The 16910-nt window shown below is 68.6% G+C and carries 13 protein-coding genes and 1 pseudogene; 5 read left to right on the top strand and 9 right to left on the bottom strand.

Translation table 11 applies throughout. The features are described 5' to 3' along the window. Positions 1-14: 14 nt before the first annotated feature. The 5 genes and pseudogenes from CSW60_RS23945 to CSW60_RS07620 form a co-directional block, all read right to left on the bottom strand. Positions 15-308, bottom strand: coding sequence for a hypothetical protein (locus CSW60_RS23945; RefSeq protein ID WP_369801024.1), 294 nt, complete (start codon positions 306-308; stop codon positions 15-17). A gap of 247 nt (positions 309-555) precedes the next feature. Continuing rightward, positions 556-753: pseudogene (locus CSW60_RS24225) on the bottom strand (helix-turn-helix transcriptional regulator); the annotation flags it as partial. 88 nt (positions 754-841) lie between these two features. Then, complete coding sequence (locus CSW60_RS07630) at positions 842-1570, bottom strand: FadR/GntR family transcriptional regulator (protein ID WP_099536671.1); 729 nt, start codon at positions 1568-1570, stop codon at positions 842-844. Between the two features lie 239 nt (positions 1571-1809). After that, complete coding sequence (locus CSW60_RS07625) at positions 1810-2418, bottom strand: 2-dehydro-3-deoxy-6-phosphogalactonate aldolase (RefSeq protein WP_099536669.1); 609 nt, start codon at positions 2416-2418, stop codon at positions 1810-1812. A gap of 5 nt (positions 2419-2423) precedes the next feature. Beyond that, positions 2424-3338, bottom strand: coding sequence for a 2-dehydro-3-deoxygalactonokinase (locus CSW60_RS07620; RefSeq protein ID WP_099536668.1), 915 nt, complete (start codon positions 3336-3338; stop codon positions 2424-2426). A gap of 232 nt (positions 3339-3570) precedes the next feature. Here CSW60_RS07620 and CSW60_RS07615 point away from each other — a divergent pair, with 232 nt between their 5' ends. The 3 genes from CSW60_RS07615 to CSW60_RS07610 all read left to right on the top strand — a co-directional run bounded on the left by CSW60_RS07615 (position 3571) and on the right by CSW60_RS07610 (position 7692). Next, positions 3571-6405, top strand: coding sequence for a TIM-barrel domain-containing protein (locus tag CSW60_RS07615; protein WP_099537599.1), 2835 nt, complete (start codon positions 3571-3573; stop codon positions 6403-6405). Positions 6406-6473: 68 nt separating this feature from the next. Continuing rightward, the gene (locus CSW60_RS23445; protein ID WP_161495630.1) at positions 6474-6623 is read left to right on the top strand and encodes a hypothetical protein; all 150 of its coding nucleotides are present in this window, start codon (positions 6474-6476) and stop codon (positions 6621-6623) included. Between the two features lie 247 nt (positions 6624-6870). Next, the gene (locus CSW60_RS07610; protein WP_099536667.1) at positions 6871-7692 is read left to right on the top strand and encodes a flagellin; all 822 of its coding nucleotides are present in this window, start codon (positions 6871-6873) and stop codon (positions 7690-7692) included. A 76-nt stretch (positions 7693-7768) separates the two neighbouring features. Here CSW60_RS07610 and CSW60_RS07605 read toward each other — a convergent pair whose 3' ends face one another. After that, entirely contained in the window at positions 7769-9382 is a 1614-nt protein-coding gene (locus CSW60_RS07605; protein WP_099536665.1) for a carboxylesterase/lipase family protein, read from the bottom strand. 179 nt (positions 9383-9561) lie between these two features. On the opposite strand from CSW60_RS07605, the gene CSW60_RS07600 reads away from it, so the two are divergent. After that, the gene (locus CSW60_RS07600) at positions 9562-9951 is read left to right on the top strand and encodes a VOC family protein (protein ID WP_099536664.1); all 390 of its coding nucleotides are present in this window, start codon (positions 9562-9564) and stop codon (positions 9949-9951) included. After that, positions 9948-10694, top strand: a complete 747-nt coding sequence (locus CSW60_RS07595) for a helix-turn-helix transcriptional regulator (RefSeq protein ID WP_099536662.1) — start codon at positions 9948-9950, stop codon at positions 10692-10694. The genes CSW60_RS07600 and CSW60_RS07595 overlap by 4 nt, the downstream gene beginning before the upstream one ends. Here the strand turns inward: CSW60_RS07595 and CSW60_RS07590 are convergent. The 3 genes from CSW60_RS07590 to putA all read right to left on the bottom strand — a co-directional run bounded on the left by CSW60_RS07590 (position 10691) and on the right by putA (position 16599). Then, entirely contained in the window at positions 10691-12028 is a 1338-nt protein-coding gene (locus tag CSW60_RS07590) for a cellulase family glycosylhydrolase (protein ID WP_099536661.1), read from the bottom strand. The two genes, CSW60_RS07595 and CSW60_RS07590, sit on opposite strands and share 4 nt — an antisense overlap. Before the next feature lie 40 nt (positions 12029-12068). Continuing rightward, a complete protein-coding gene (locus CSW60_RS07585) occupies positions 12069-13439 on the bottom strand; it encodes a S9 family peptidase (protein WP_099536660.1) in 1371 nt (456 codons plus the stop codon). A 73-nt stretch (positions 13440-13512) separates the two neighbouring features. Continuing rightward, a complete protein-coding gene (gene putA, locus CSW60_RS07580; RefSeq protein ID WP_099537598.1) occupies positions 13513-16599 on the bottom strand; it encodes a bifunctional proline dehydrogenase/L-glutamate gamma-semialdehyde dehydrogenase PutA in 3087 nt (1028 codons plus the stop codon). Between the last annotated feature and the right edge of the window lie 311 nt (positions 16600-16910).

The raw sequence follows: 16910 nt of genomic DNA, 5'->3' as shown, positions 1-16910 counted from the left end.
CCGAAGCGGGACGCTTAGATGGTTAGGTCGTCCAGCTCCGAGTCCGAAGACGAGAAGTCCGACGGGAACGTCTCGTCCATCACGGCGCTCGCGATGCAGAGGATCTCCCGCATCACCAGCTCGCTGGGCTTGAACGAAGCTTGCTTGCGCGTGGCCGCCACCAGGTCGTGGACCATGGCCGCGCCATCCGGCGTCGCCGACAGGCTCATCAACTGGCGCTCGAGTTCGCTCCAGGTGATGGGCGGCAGCAGCTCGGCCGAATTCAGGGCCGGCCAGCTGTTCCGGAAGCTCATGATGTCCTGGCGCATATAGGTCGCCCGGCCAATGGCTTCTTTCTGATAGGGGGTCAGTTCGGTCACGGGAAGCTCCTTCCTCAGCGAGATCAGGAGACCGTGAAGAAGGGTGTTCGCCTAGCCGCGCCGGATCGGACCCCGACGCGATCGGAGGGGGGGTGACAGGGGGGGGCGAGGGGGGCGTGACAGGGGGAGGGGTAACGGGGGCCGTGGCGCCGGCGTCGGCCTGGCGCGCGCGATCGAACACCCGACGCGCCGCGTCGTAGCGGTCGGCCGCGCCCAGCCGGCGCCGCGCCTTGTCCAGATGCCAGTCGACAGTGTGCTTGGAGAGGCCCAGCTCGCGGGCGATCTCCTTGGAGCTCATGTGCCGATCGACCAGACGCAGGCACTCACGCTCACGCTCGGTGAGACGGTCGAGCGCCTCGACCTGGTCCGTCACAGAGGGATCGCCCTTGTCCATGCCAAGAACTTTAAGGGTCCGCCGCCTTTCGGCCAAGCGTCGCCACATTAAACCTTGGCCATGCGACCCGCGAGTCGTTTTCGAAAGATCACGCCTCGCGGCGGGCGGCCTCGGATTCCGTGCTTGGAGACGCGGCGCGGATCAGCTCCAGAACATCGACGATGATCTCGCGCATGGCCGCCTGGGCCTTGTCGGCGTCGCGGGCGATGATCGCCTCGGCCACGTCCTCGTGCGAGGGGATCGAGGCGGTGCGGCCCTTGATCCGGTTGGTGAAGCGGATCGAGATGCGCAGGGCCGTGTTCACCAGCTCGTGCAGCTCGCGATAGAACGGGTTCTTGGTCGCGTCGAGGATGGCGATGTGGAAGGCGATGTCGGCCGACAGCGGGTCGTCCTCGCCCTCGGCGGCGGCCTTCATCCGGCGAAGGCCCTTGCGGATCTCCTCCAGCCCGGCCTCGTCGGCGTTGCGCGCGGCCAGGGCCGCGGCGGCCGGTTCTATCCCTAAGCGCATCTCGGTGAAGTCGGCCAGCAGGCGCAAGGAGAACTTGCGTTCCAGCAGCCAGCGCAGCACGTCCGGGTCGAGCATGTTCCACTCGGCCTCGGGCTCGACAACGGTGCCGTGGCGCGGACGGGCGCTGAGCAGGCCCTTGGCGGTTAGCATCTTGACCGCCTCGCGGGTGACGGTGCGGCTGGCGCCGAACTGCTTGGACAGCTCCCCCTCGGTCGGGAAGCCCACGGTGGCGTATTCGCCGGTGACGATCGCTTGGCCCAGCTGCTCCACCAGGCCGTAAGTCAGGCTCAGGCCCGGCTGGGTGCGCATTGACGGATCTTCTTTCCTCTGGCGGCGGCCGTGAGATGACCGCCGCTCCCCATGGTGATCGTGTCCGCTGAACCGCGGAATCTATTGGGCCGAATACAGCCGCGCCGCCTGCTTTCGGCAAGAGCGTTCACACGAAGGCGCGCGTCAAAATGCGACAGGCGCCGCATTGGCGATCCCTTTGCGCGCTTGGCCTCGCCGAGCCAGATCCCCATCAGCTCCCCCCGAGCGTCGTTCGCGGATCAGGTGTTCCAGGCCGCGACCAGGGCGGCGGCCCGTTCGCCGACCTCCTGGGCGGTGTAGCCCGGCCGGTAGAGCTCGCCGCCGACCCCGATGCCGGCCACGCCCGCCGCGCGCCAGGGCTCGAGATTGGCCGCGCCCACGCCGCCGACCGCGTAGACCAGGATGTCCTTGGGCAGCACGTCCTTGACGGCCTTGATGTGGCTGGGACCGAACGAGCTGGCCGGATAGAGCTTCAGCGCCTTGGCGCCGGCCTTCACGGCCACGAAGGCCTCGGACGGCGTCGCAAAGCCCGGCATGGCGGTCAGGCCCAGTTCGACGGCGCGCGTGATCACGGTGGCGTCGGTGTTGGGCGTGACGATCAGCTTGCCGCCGACGCCGGCGACCTGGTCCACGACCTCGGGCGCCAGCACCGTGCCGGCGCCGCACAGGGCCTGGTCGCCGAAGGCGTCGCACAGCTTGCCGATGCTCTCCAGCGGGTCGGGCGAGTTCATCGGCACCTCGATGCCCTTGATCCCGGCGGCGACCAGGGCGGCGGCGATGTCTACGATCTCGGTCGGCTTCACGCCGCGCAGGATGGCCACGATGGGGGGCGGAGCGGCGTTGGTCATAAGCTTCACTTCTCTTGGGATCTGGAGATCGCGGAAAGGCCCGCGAGCACGGCCGCGTCGCCGTCGACGACGGACGCGGCCACCTCGAACTTGGCCAGGGCCTGGACATAGAGGTCGCTGAGGGCGCCCGCGCCGATCACGGTCACGGCGTCCATCGGTCCGAACCAGTCGCGGGCCGCGTCGACGTCGGCGCCGATCAAGAGGCCGGAGAGATAGCCCATGGCGTCGGCCGGGCTCATGCCGTCCAGCAACTGGCGGGCGCGGGTCTCGAACATCAGGTGGGGCAGGCGCGCGGCGCCATGCTCGGCGATGCGCGAGAGGCCCAGGGCGAAGCCTTCCGCCGAGCCGTCGGCCTGGCTTCCGCCGCCGGCCGCCAGGGTCGAATGTTTCTTGAGCAGGGCGAAGGTCTCGCCGACGGGGGCGGTGACGAAGCCCGTGACCTTGCCGTCCTCGACCACGGTCCACTTGTTGTGGGTGCCGGGCAAGACGAGCAGGTGACGACCGGTCTGGAGGGTGGGGTTCAGCGACAGGGCGCCGAAGACCTGGGTCTCCTCGCCGCGCATCACGTCGGGACCGCCCAGCGGGTTCACGCAGGAGAGACCAGGGACCAGGGTCACCGGCAGGCCGTCGGCCTCCAGCCGGATCGTACGTTGGGCGATCGCCGCCGGATCGGCGGGGCAGGGGGCGTAGGGGGCGAGCGTCCAGCCGATGCTGGAGCCGACCATGCCGCACAGGATCGCGCCGGCCGGCTTGGCCTCGCGCCAGTCGCCGACCAGGTCGAGGAAAGTCTTTTCGGGGGTGTCGGTCAGGGCCGAAACGCCCGGGCCGTCGCGGCGGTGGATGACGCTCTTGCCCTGGCGCAGCCACAGCCTTAGGCGCGAGGTGCCCCAGTCGCCGACGATCACGATATCCTGGTCCATCAGGCTTTGACCTTCGCTGTCGCGCGTCGCCGTCCCGTGTTCCCGTCGCTCATGATCGTCCCTAACGCCGGGCCAACGTCGCCCGCTTTCGGAGGGGATTTATAGTACAATATTAGGCCGCGCAATCGCGCCGCCTACGACCACTTTGGGACTCGCCAAGGCGGCTCCGGCCGGCGAGTGTCTCCCCAACGACTGATAGCGCTATCAAGGCGCTCGAAGAAGGAGGATGCGGATGGGCGTCTGGCGTTTGGCGGCGGTGGTTTCCTGGAGCGCCCTGATGGCCTCGACCTCGGCGTTCGCTCTGGACTTCGAGCGGACCGCCGACGGGGTGATCGTCACGCCCGCTTCCGGCCCGGCCAAGAAAGTCCGGCTGCGGGTGATGAACGACCGGACGATCCGCGTCACCGCCTCGCCGACGGACGAGATCAAGGTCCCGCCCAGCCTGATGGTGATCGCCGCGCCGAAGACCTCCGGCTTCACGGTGTCGGAGGTCGGCGACAAGGTCGTGCTGAACGCGGGCGAGGCCACGGCCGAGGTGACGCTGAAGGACGGCGCGGTCTCGTTCAAGGACGCTTCGGGCAAGACGGTCCTCGCCGAGCAGGGCCGCTCGGCGTTCAAGCCGCTGACCATCGACGGCCAGGGCTTCTACGCCGTCAGCCAGCGGTTCAATCCGAACACGGATGAGGGCTTCTATGGCCTGGGCCAGCATCAGAACGGCCAGATGAACTACAACGGCCAGGACGTCGAGCTGGCCCAATACAATCGCGACATCGCCATCCCGTTCGTGCTGTCGACACGCAACTACGGGGTGCTGTGGGACAACAACGGGATCACGCGCTTTGGCGATCCCAAGCCCTACGCCCTGGCCTCGCGCGACCTCACGCTATTCGACGCCAGCGGCAAGGCCGGCGGCTTCACGGCCAAGTACTATGTGGGCGGCCAGCTGAAGCTGACCCGCGTCGAGACCGACGTGAACTACCAGCACCTGAAGGACCTGCCGGGCTGGCCGGCCGAGCTGATGGGGGCCGACAAGAAGCCGCTGAAGGGCGCCAGCGTCGTGTGGGAGGGCTCCGTCGAGGCCAAGACCAGCGGCGTCCAGAAGTTCAAGCTGTACTCATCCAGCTACGCCAAGCTGTGGGTCGACGGTCAGCTGAAGATCGACCGCTGGCGGCAGAACTGGAACCCGTGGTTCCACAACTTCACGGCGCCGATGAAGGCGGGGACGCGCCACAAGGTGCGGATCGAGTGGACGCCGGACGACGGCTACATCGCCCTGCTGCACAACGACCCGCTGCCCGCCGCCCAGCAGAGGTCGCTGACCCTCACCTCGGACGTGGCCCACGCGGTCGACTACTACTTCGTCTCGGGGGAGAACCTCGACCAGGTGGTGTCGGGCTATCGCCAGCTGACCGGCAAGGCGCAGGCCATGCCGCGCTGGGCCTACGGTTTCTGGCAGAGCCGCCAGCGCTACGAGACGCAAGGAGAGATCGTCGGGGTTCTCAAGGAATACCGGGCCCGCAAGCTGCCGATCGACAACGTCGTGATGGACTGGCGCTACTGGAAGGACGACCAGTGGGGCAGCCACAGGTTCGACGAGACGCGCTTTCCCGATCCCCAGAAGATGCTGGACGACATCCACGGGATGAACGGCCGCTTCATGATCTCGATCTGGGCCAAGTTCTATCCGTGGACCGAGCACTTCAAGGAACTCGACGCCAAGGGCCACATGTACAGGCGCAACATCGAGCAGGGCGCGGTCGACTGGGTGGGGCCCGGCTACGCCAACTCGTTCTACGACCCCTATTCGAAGGAAGCGCGCGACATCTACTGGCGCCAGGTCAAGGACAGCCTGAAGCGCTACGGCGTCGACGCCTGGTGGATGGACAGCGACGAGCCGGACATGCACTCCAACCTCGACATCCCCGAGCGCACCCTGCGCATGGGGCCGACCGCGATGGGACCGGGCGCCGAGTTCTTCAATTCCTATCCGCTGATCCACACCCAGGGCGTCTTCGAGGGCGAACACGACCTCGATCCCAACAAGCGCAGCTTCATCCTGTCGCGCTCGGCCTTCGGCGGTATCCAGCGCCACGGCGTGGCGGTGTGGAGCGGCGACGTCGTGGCCCGCTGGGACGACTTCCGCGACCAGATCTCGGCGGGGGTGAATCTCTCGATGTCGGGCCTGCCCAACTGGACCACCGACATCGGCGGCTTCTCGGTCGAGGACCGCTACACCAACCAGGATCCCAAGCACCTGGACGAGTGGCGCGAGCTGAACCTGCGCTGGTTCCAGTTCGGCGCCTTCAGCCCGCTGTTCCGCAGCCACGGCGAGTTCCCGTACCGCGAGATCTACAACCTCGCGCCCGAGGGCTCGGAGGTCTATCAGAGCCTGGCCTGGTACGACGCCCTGCGCTACCGGCTGATGCCCTACACCCTGACCCTGGCGGGCGAGACCTACCACCGCGACGCCAGCATCATGCGCGGCCTGGTCATGGACTTCCCCGATGACCTGATGGCGCGAAACATCGACGACGAGTACCTCTACGGCTCGGCCTTCCTGGTCGCGCCGGTGACGGCGTTCAAGGCCCGCTCGCGCGAGGTCTACCTGCCGGCGGGGGCGTTCTGGTACGACTTCGAGACCGGCCAGCGCCACGCTGGCGGCCAGACGATCAAGGCCCAGGCGCCGCTGTCGCGCATGCCGCTGTTCGTCAAGGCTGGCGCGATCGTGCCGATGACCGAGGTCCAGCAATATGTCGGCGAGAAGCCCGACGCGCCGATCACCTTCGTCGTCTACACGGGCCAGGACGGCCGGTTCGAGCTCTACGAGGACGACGGCCTGTCGATGGCCTACCAGCGCGGGGCCTATAGCCGCATCCCAGTCAGCTATGACGAGGCCAGCGGCCGCCTGACCATCGGCGCCCGCTCGGGCCGCTATGACGGCATGGTCGAACGGCGAACGTTCAAGGTTCGCTTCGTCGGTCCGGGCGACAAGCCGACGGACTTCGACGTCGCCGAGGCCGCCATCGACTATGTCGGCCAGCCGGTCGTGGTGACCCGCCGCCAGTAGGGCCCCGTCACGCGCGAGGGAGCCTGCCGGCCTCTTCTTCGTTGGAAGGAGACAAGGAGGCTCCCCCGATGCGTCGCGCTGTTCGTCTTCTGTCCGATATCTGGTCGTCGCTGCTGTTCATCGTGACCATTCGCGCCGCGGCGAAGCCGTGCCGCTCGCGTCGGGTCCCGCCCGCGCCGACGGAGCCGTGCGCCGATCGGGCGGTTCAGGTGCTGTGAATCAGGGTTAATAAATCTATGTTTTGGATTCACTTGGATGTTTCATTTTGAGACATAGTTTTCACATGCCTCGCCGAATTTTCAGTAAAATTCGATTTTACGATTAACAAAATAGTTCGATAAGTTAATTCTATATCTATTTTCTTTAAACGAAGTCGAAAGCACGATTGTGGATACTTGCTGCGGGTAAAACGCCCACCGGCAGTCAAAATGACGTCGGGACACCTCGAATAGGAGTTGTTTCGTTATGGCGCTGAACAGCATCAATACGAACTCTGGGGCCCTTATCGCCCTGCAAAACCTGAACGCCACCAATGCTGAGCTGCAGGTCACCCAGCAGCGCATCAACACCGGCAAGAAGGTCGGCACCGCCAAGGACAACGGCGCCATCTGGGCCATGGCCAAGAACCAATCGGCCACCGCCTCGTCGCTGAACTCGGTCAAGGACTCGCTGCAACGCGGTCAGTCCACCATCGACGTGGCCCTGGCCGCCGGCGACGCCATCACCGACCTGCTCGGCAAGATGAAGGAAAAGGTTCTCGCCGCTTCCGACACCTCGCTGAACACGGCCTCGTTCAACGCGCTGCAGGCTGACTTCAACTCGCTGCGCGACCAGATTTCCAAGGCCGCGACCAACGCCAAGTTCAATGGCAGCAGCGTCGCCGACAGCACCACTCAAAAGCTGACCTTCCTGGCCAACACGGACGGTTCGGCCTTCACCGTGAAGGTGCAGGACCTGACCCTGACGGGCCTGGGTCTGTCGGCTACGTACAGCTTCACCAGCGCGGCCGACGCCAAGACCAAGCTGGCCGACATCGACAAGGCCATCGGCACCGCGACCAACAAGCTGGCGGCCCTGGGCACCAGCTCGACCGGTCTCGACACGCAGCTGACCTTCGTCGGCAAGCTGCAAGACAGCCTGGAAGCTGGCGTTGGCAACCTGGTGGACGCCGACCTGGCCAAGGAAAGCGCCAAGCTGCAGTCGCTGCAAACCAAGCAACAGCTTGGCGTGCAAGCGCTGTCGATCGCGAACTCTTCGAGCTCGTCGATCCTGAGCCTGTTCCGCTAAGAGATACCGAGACGGCGTTCGCGCCGATCTCGACTGGGGCGAGCCTTCGGGCTCGCCCTTTTTCTTTGCCTGAAGGTCAGGTCCCGAACTGGGTGAAGGGCACGCGGTTGAAGAACCGGCGCTCGGCCCCGCGCGGGTCGTCCTCCATGCGGGAGGCGTTGTCGAACACCATCGTCTGGCGGCGCTCCAGCGTATAGGGCTCCCACTTGGGCAGGGCGCCGCCGTTCGGATCGCCGGCGCGGGCGAAGTTCACGAAGGCGTCGCTCATCGTGTTCGACATGGCGACCGACTCCGGTCCCGTTCCGACGATCGAGCCCTTGGCGTCCAGCGTGCCGAACACCAGGCCGATGTCGATCGTGTGCGGCGCGCCGAAGATCCCGCCCTGGATCGGCGACTTCCAATTGACCTGATAGACATAGGCCGGCGCGCCGGCGCGGGCCCGCTCCTCGGCCTGGATGATCGCCGCCTTCCACGAGCGCCCGGCGGTCGAGGCGGCGAAATAGACGTCGGCCGGCGAATAGTTCGGATAGGTCTGGCGGTAGAAGGCCACGACCGTCTCGGGGTCGATGTCGATGCGGGCGTTGAACTGGCCCGGCAGCCTGGCGACCACCTCGTCCCAGGTCTGGGGGAAGGCCTTGGCGTCCCAGCCGATGAAGCCCTTGGTCTCGTCGTGGGTGTTGCCGCACATCATCGGCACGGCCAGCCCCTCGGGCGCGGCGTCGGGGAAGAACGGGTGGCGGGTCAGGCTCCGCTCGTCCAGCACCGGACCCATATAGACCCCGCCCGAGGCGGCGATCGGATCGACGGCCTTCAGGCCGTTCAGCATCTCGGCGGGCGGCAGGGCGCGCAGGGCGGCCAGGTCCTTGATCGCGAGCTTGTCCAGGAACGCCTTGGCGCGGCGGGTGGCGTTGAATGGCCCGCCGACCGTGACCTGCTGGCCGCTCATGGTGGCGGCGCGGTGGAAGAGGCCCTTGGCGGCCGGCATGCCCATCAGGGTGGCGATCTTGGCCCCGCCGCCCGACTGGCCAAACAGCATCACCCGGTCCGGATCGCCCCCGAAGGCGGCGATGTTGTCGCGCACCCACCGCAGGGCCAAAACGAGGTCTAGCTGGCCGGCGTTGCCGCTGTCGGCGACGCTGGGATCGTTGAAGATGCGGGCCAGATAGAGATAGCCGAAGGCGTTCAGGCGGTGGTTTACCGTGACCACCACCACGTCGCCGCGCTTGGCGAGCTTGGTCCCCTCGTACCAGGGGCTGGCCCCCGATCCGCCGTTATAGGCGCCGCCGTGGATGTAGAACATCACCGGCCGCTTGCCGCCGTCCGCCAAGCCGTTCTTCCCAGCCTTCGCCGGCGTCCAGACGTTCAGGAACAGGCAGTCTTCCGAGAGGGGCTCGCCCTCCTCGCCCTTGCCGGTCTGCATCGAGGCCGGGCCGTAGGCGAGCGCGTCCTTCACGTCGGTCCAGGGCTCGGGCGGGACCGGCGGCATGAACCGCCGCGCGCCGCCGGTGTCGGCGCCGTAACGCAGGCCCTTGAAGACGCTGACCTCGCCGTCGAGATAGCCGCGCACCTTGCCGTTGGTCGTCTTGACCACGGGGGACCGCTTCTCGGCCGTGAAGCCGCTGCCGGGCAGGGCGGCGTAAGCGGCCGCGGCGGCGGCGCCAGTGATCAGGGTGCGGCGGTCAGGGTCCATCAAGTCTCCTCCGGCGGCTTCTGACGAGCGCCTCGCCTTAGCGGTATCATGGATGACACCGGTGGCAATCCCTTTGTCGCCGTTGGCGCGTGAGCGCGTATGATCGGCATATTATCGCAAGCGCGCCGCGCGCCGACGTGCTTTGCTCGCGACGTGGACGGGACGAGGAGAGACGATCCATGGCGGCCATCTTCCGACATTTCGCGATCAACGCCGACGATACGGGGCGCGCGAGACGCTTCTATGGCGCGGTCTTCGGCTGGGTTTTCGATCCATGGGGGCCGCCGGGGTTCTACCAGATCAAGAACGCGGGGCAGGGCGTGCTGGGCGCCTTGCAGGACCGACGGGAGATCGTTGCCGGCGTGCGAATGACCAGCTTCGAGCCCAGCTTCGGGGTCGAGGACATCCAGGCAACGATCAAGGCGGTCGAGGCGGGCGGCGGCAAGATCGTCATGCCGCCCTACAAGATCGAGGGCGTGGGCACGCTGATCTATTTCGAGGACCCGGAGGGCAATCTGGTCGGCGCCATGCAGTACGAGCCCGGGGTCTTCGCCGAGGCCGGTGATTGAGCGGCGACGGCTTCGACGTCCGCACCCTGGCGGCGACCTTCTACGCCGGGACCACGCTGGGCGCGCACCGGCACGCCTGGGGGCAACTGGTCTTCGCGGCGTCGGGCGTCATGCGGGTGACGACCGAGGCGGCGGCCTGGACGATCCCGCCCACGCGGGCGATCTGGCTTCCGGCCGGCGTCCCTCACGCCATCGTCGTCCAGGGCGAGGTGGCCCTGCGCACGCTCTATATCGACAGACCGCGATCTGACCCTCTGCCCAAGGCGCCCGAGGCCCTTGAGGTCGCGCCGCTGCTGCGCGAACTGATCCTGCATATCCTGGCGATCGGAATGCTGGCCCCCGACCGCCCCGAGCATGACCGTCTGGCCGGTCTGCTGGTCGACCTGCTGATCTCGGCGCGGCGCGAGGACCTTAGCCTTCCCTTGCCGCGGGACGCGCGCGCCCTCCGCGTGGCGGAAATCTGGCGGCGCGACCCCGCCGACGGTCGCGCGCTGGCCGACATCGCGAGGGAGGCGGGCGCCAGTCTGCGCACCCTGCAGCGCTTGTTCCCCGCCGAGACAGGCCTGTCGCTGGAGGCCTGGCGGCAGAAAGCGCGGCTGATCCACGCCGTGACCCGCCTGTCGGCCGGCGTCAGCGTCACCGAGACGGCGCTGGACTGCGGCTACCAGAGCCCGGCCGCGTTCGCCGAAGCCTTCACCCGCCGGTTCGGCGTCTCGCCGACGCGGTTCGCGGGCAGACGCTAGCCTAGCGCCCGCACCGCCGCCGCGTGCTCGGCGATCACCGCCAGGGTCGAGGCGTCGGTGTCGAAGACGCCGTACAGGCCCTGCTCCTCCTGCGGCGGATCGCCGACGAAGCTCTTGTCGCCGGCCGCGAACCAGGCGTCGGGATGCTGGGCGCGGCCCTCGCCGTTCCAAGCCCAGAAGTTGGTCCCCGCCGTGGGGCCGCCGGCCTTCATGTCGGCCAGGGCCAAGCCGTAGATCGTCCGGTAGAAGCGGTCCTTGTCGGCGGTGGCCGAGCCGGGGGCGAAGGCGCGCGCCTCGCGGATCAGGCCGAACTCTTCGATCACCAGCGGCTTGCCCAGCTGGCGGGCGATGGCGATGTGGCGGGCGACATAGTCGCGGCAACGCGCCTCGCCGGCCTCGTAGGTCGCCGGCTGGTTCTTGGGATCGATCCAGCCCCAGTTGTTGGGCCAGACGTGGGCGGTGACGTAGTCGATCGTCGTCGGCCTGTGGGCGTCGACCACGCAGGCCTCGTTCTCGAGGCAGCCCTTGAGGCCCTCGCTGCCGGTGCAGACCAGGTGGCGCGGATCCAGCGTCTTGATGATCGTCGAGGTGTCGCGGATCCACTGCTGGAACACCGCCATGTTGCGGTCGCCAAAGGCGGCCGTCCCGCCCGGGCGGGGCTCGTTGGCCAACTGCCAGGCCATGATCGTGGGATCGTCGCGATAGGCCTTGCCGGTCACGGTGTTCATCCGGCCGACCAGGCCGCGCAGGTAGCGCAGGAACAGGGCGTTGGCCTTGGCGTCGCCGTAGAAGCGCGCCGAATAGTCGGGATATTCGGGCCACGGATGGGCTGGGTCGCCCTGCTGGAACCACGGGCCGTTCCCGACCCAGTTCAGATAGGCCGGCATGCCGCCCGACCAGTCCCAGAAGTTGTTGACGTAGATGACCGCCTTCATGTCGCGCTTGGCCATCTCGGCCAGCAGGACGTCGAGGCCCTTCAGCAACTCCTGGCGATAGACGCCCGGCTCCTCCTGGAAGGTCGGCGAAACGGCCGCCTTGGCCGGCGAGCGCTCGCCCGCGCCGAGGACGCGGAGGTTGGTGACGCCCAGGCCCTTGAGCCGATCCAGCTCGCGCCTCAGCCGCTCCAGGTCCCCGAACGACGCCGGCGCGCCCAGCCAGGCGCCGTACCAGAGGTTCGCGCCGGCGAAGCGGTAGGGCTTGCCGTCGAGGGATAGACGGCCCTTGTCGACGGCGACGAAGCCTTTCTGGCTCTGAACGGGACGCGCGGCCATCGCCGATCCGGCCGCCAGCAGGGCGGGCGCGGCGGCGAGCAGGCCCCGGCGGGATAGGGTCATGGCGTTTCCTCCGGTCGGGCTCTGACGGCCCCGCGATCCCTCAGTGGGCCTTGGTCGCGTGGGCGACGGTCCAGTCGACGATGGTCGATAGGGCCGTGGGCGCGATGGTCTCCTCGATCTGCATGTACTCGGTCATCATGCCGGTGTTCGCCGTCTGAAGGAGGTGGTTGAGGCCCAGCATCTCCTTGATGGTGACGTCGCCGCCCGCCGGCAGGGCCGCCTTGATCGCCGCGAGGTTCGTCTTGGCGTCGACCTGCAGATCCTTGGTCCCGCCGATCGCCAGCACCGGAACCTTGATCTTCCCCAGCGCCGGGGCCGGATCGGCGGCGAGCATTTCGCGCCAGACCGGCGAGGCCAGCGCCTGGATCTGCCGCCTCTGCGGAGACTCCGGCGACAAGCCCTGGCGGTCGGCCAAGGCGTTGAGTTCGACGCGGGCGGCCGTCTCGCTGACGGCGTCTCGCGCGGTGCGCCACCGCTCCAGCTGGTTCTTCAGCATGATTTCGACCTGGTCCTCGGGCATTCCGCTGGCCGCCAGGATCGCCCGGTTCTGCGTCGCCAGCAGGTCGACGCCCTTCACGCCCGGGGCGGACATCAGGACCAGGAACGCGACGCGCGGGTCCTGGGCGGCCACGAGCGCTGCGATCTCGCCGCCTTCGCTGTGACCGATCAGGCCGACGCGGTCCGGGTCGACGTCGGCGCGCGTCCGCAACAAGGCGACGCCCGCGGCGACGTCGGTCGTCTGGGCCGAGAGCGTCGGCGGCGAGCCTGGGCTGGCCTGCGAGCCGCCCGCGCCGCGGTCGTCGACCCGCAGCACCGCCACGCCCTTGCGCGTCAGGGCGTCGGCCAGCACCAGGAACGGCTTATGGCCGAAGACCGTCTCGTCGCGGTCCTGGGTTCCCGACCCGCTGATCAGGATGACGGCCGGGAACGGCCCCTTGCCTTCCGGCAGGGTCAGGGTTCCCGCCAGCATCAGGCCAGAGGCCGGATTGGGGTAGGCGAGCTGCTCCTCGCGATAGGGGAACGGCGGCTTGGGGGTCTGGGGCCGGTTCAGCACCGGCGCCGTGCGGCTCATGGACAACGGCAGGCTGGCCCCGCCTTGCGTCCACTCGCCCACCAGCGTCTTGCCGTCGGCTGAAAGCGCGCCGTCGAAGCCGATCGGCGCCACGCGGAGCTCGAACCGAAGCTTGCCGTCCTTCAGGGTCGCGGTCGCCGGCAGCGCCCGGGCCATCTGGGCGGGGCTGTCCATCGTGGCCGAGCCGTCGGCCTGGATGTGGAAGACCACGGGCAGCTTCTGCGGCCCCGCATCGAGCGTCCCGTACCAATCCCCCGCGATCGAGGTTGGGATCTGAGCCAGCGCCAGGCTGGGCGCGAGCAGGGCGGCGGCGATGGCGGCCGGCGGCAGGAAACGCATGGGCTTGGAAGCTCCCCCGAGGATGGGGGAGCTTAAGCCGGTCTATCGACGGTTGTGAAGCGCGGCTGAAGTCTTACAGGTTCAGCAGCGCAGGGTCGCCGCCCTGGGCGGTGATGTTGACGCTGAGCGCCCGCTCGACCGCGAAGCGCAGCAGGGCGTGGGGACCGCCGGCCTTGGGGCCGGTGCCCGACAGGCCCTCGCCGCCGAACGGCTGCACGCCGACAACCGCGCCGGTCATCGAGCGGTTGACGTAGGCGTTGCCGGCCGGGACCAGGCGTTGGACGTCGGCCGCGAAGCTCTCGATCCGCGAATGGACGCCCAGGGTCAGGCCGTAGCGGCGGGCCGCCAGGGCGCCGGCGACCTGTTCCAGGTCCTCGGGCTTGTAGCGGACCACGTGAAGGACGGGGCCGAACACCTCGCGCTCCAGGAAGTCGGCGGCGGGGATCTCGGCCAGGACCGGCGCGAAGAACGTGCCGCCGGCGGGGGCTTTGAGCGCGTGCAGCACCTTGGCCTCGCGTTGCAGGCGGGTCAGGTGCGTCTCCAGCGCGCCCTTGGCCTCGGCGTCGATGACCGGGCCGACGTCGGTGACGGCCAGGGCTGGATCGCCCAGGACGAGGGCGTCCATCGCGCCCTTCAGGCCCTCGATGATGTGGTCGGCGGTGTCGTGCGGCAGGAACAGCAGGCGCAGGGCCGAGCAGCGCTGGCCGGCCGAACCAAAGGCGCTGACGATCACGTCGTCGATCACCTGCTCGCGCTGGGCCGTCGTGTCGACGAACATGCCGTTGAGGCCGCCCGTTTCGGCGATGAACGGCACGATCGGGCCTTGGCGTTGGGCGAGCGTCTGGTTGATCCGCCAGGCCGTGTCGGTGCCGCCGGTGAAGGCGACGCCGTCCAGGCCCTCGTGGGCGACCAGGGCCGCGCCGACGGTCTCGCCACGACCCGGCAGCAGGGCCAGGAGGCGCGGGTCCAGGCCCGCGGCGTGATAGAGCTTCACGGCCTCGTGGGCGATCAGCGGGGTCTGCTCGGCCGGCTTGGCCAGCACCGCGTTGCCGGCCGCCAGGGCGGCGGCGATCTGGCCGGTGAAGATGGCCAGCGGGAAGTTCCAAGGGCTGATGCAGACGAACACGCCGCGACCGGCCAGGCGCAGGCTGTTGGTCTCGCCGACCGGGCCCTTCAGGACCTCGCCGGCGCCGAACTGATCCTCGGCCAGCACGGCGTAGTAGCGGCAGAAGTCGACAGCCTCGCGGACCTCGGCGATGCCGTCGCTCAGCGTCTTGCCGGCTTCGCGCGCCAGGATGGCGATCAGCCGCTCGATATTGGCCTCGAGCGCGTCGGCCATGGCGCGCAGCACCTGGGCGCGGGCCGCGCCGCCGGCGCGATCCCAGGCCGGTTGCGCGGCGCGAGCCAGGCGGAAGGCCTCGTCGATCTGCGGCAGCTGGGCCTCGGAGACGGCGCCGACCACGCGGCCTTCGTCGGCCGGAGCGACCACGGGCAGCGGCGGCGTGCCGACGGCCAGCTTGCCGCCGACCAGCGGACCGGCCGACAGGGTCTCGGCGTCGACGGCCGTAACGGCGGCGGCGAGGCGCTCGCGGTCGGCCTTCACCGACAGGTCGAGGCCGGCGCTGTTCTGGCGGCGCCGGCCGTAGACATGGATCGGCGTCGGGATCTTGGCGTGGCGGTCGGGATGGGCCTCGACGGTGTCGATCGGGTCGGTGACGACCTTCTCGACCGGCACCCGTTCGTCGAGCAGGGCGTGGACGAACGAGGTGTTGGCGCCGTTCTCCAGCAGGCGGCGGACCAGGTAGGGCAGGAGGTCCTCGTGACCGCCCACGGGCGCGTAGGCTCGCAGCGTGATCCCGTCATAGAGGTCGTCGGCGGCCTTGTAGAGCGCCTCGCCCATGCCGTGCAGACGCTGGTGCTCGATGCGCACGTCAGCGTTCTTGGCCATGCGCACCACGGCCGCCAGGGTGTGGGCGTTGTGGGTGGCGAACTGGGCGTAGAGGGCCGGGGCGGCGTCGATCAGCGCCTTGGCGTTGACCAGGTACGACAGGTCCGTGGCCGGCTTGGTCGTATAGACCGGATAGTCCGGACGGCCGGCGACCTGGGCGCGCTTGATCTCGCTGTCCCAATAGGCGCCCTTGACCAGGCGGACCATCAGGCGGCGGCCGGTCGCTTCCGACAGGGCGCGCAGGCGGGCGATGACCTCGCCGCAGCGCTTCTGATAGGCCTGGACGGCCAGGCCGAGGCCCGTCCAGTCGCCCAGCTCCGGCTCGCGGCACAGCTTGTCCAGCAGCTTCAGGGACAGGGCCAGACGATCGGCCTCCTCGGCGTCGATCGTGAAGTTCAGGTCGTAGCGGGCGGCGATCTTGGCCAGGCGCAGGGTGCGGGGATAGAGCTCCTCCCACACGCGGTCCTCGTGGGTGGCCTCGTAGCGCGGGCACAGGGCCGAGAGCTTGACCGAGACGCCGTGGCCCTTCTCGGGGCCGGCGCCGTTCGACAGCTTGCCGACGGTGGTGATCGCGTCGGCATAGGCCTTCTCATAGCGCTCGGCGTCGGCGGCGGTGCGGGCGCCTTCGCCCAGCATGTCGAACGAGCACATGGTGTCTTCGTTCGCGGCGCGCTTGATGGCGGCCTCGATCGTGCGGCCCAGCACGAACTGCTCGCCCATGATGCGGATGGCCTGGCCGACGGCGGCGCGGATCACCGGCTCGCCGAGGCGCCCGGCCAGCTTCTTGATGAAGCCGGGCATGTCCTTGCGAGCCTCGTCGTCGGGCTCGACGATCTTGCCGGTCAGCATCAGGCCCCAGGTCGAGGCGTTGACGAACAGGCTGTCGCTGCCGCCCAGGTGGCTGGCCCAGTCGGCCGAGCCGATCTTCTCGGCGATCAGCTTGTCGCGGGTGTCGTCGTCGGGCGTGCGCAGCAGGGCCTCGGCCAGGCACATCAAGGCCAGACCCTCGCGGGTGCCCAGCGAGAACTCCTGCAGGAAGCTTTCGACCACGCCCTGCTTTCGGACGCTGCGGCGGGCCCCGCGCACCAGGGCCTCGGCCTCGGCGCGGACGGCGGCGCGGTCCTCGCTGGAGAGCGGCGCGGCGGCCAGCAGGTCGGCGATCACGGCGGCTTCGTCGCGATACTTGCCGTCGTCGAGGCTATCCCAATTCATCGCGGGCATGGCGTTCCCTGAGGTTAGAATATCGTCGGTCTATCGCGACTTCCGCCAAAGGTGCTTCGTTTGTTGCGCGGCCGCGCCGTACGCTGTTCGGCCTCGGCGCGAAAAACGTTCGTCGGCTCCAGCGCGTGCGTGTGCGCTCGGCGATGAGGATGCTTTGAAAATGGGGAGGGAGGAAGGGACGCCGGTCGGGGAGACGGTCGCGTCCCTTCCTCTCTAGCGCGACGCCCGGTTAGGGGGAGAGGGGCGAGCGTCGCGACGTTCCGACGGCAAAGCCGCCCCACCGACGCCCTGGAGGAGGAGGG

The organism is Caulobacter sp. X (assembly GCF_002742635.1).
Lineage (GTDB): Bacteria > Pseudomonadota > Alphaproteobacteria > Caulobacterales > Caulobacteraceae > Caulobacter.
The sequence above is the reverse complement of the archived record's forward strand: the minus strand, read 5'-3'. Positions and strand labels throughout refer to the sequence as shown.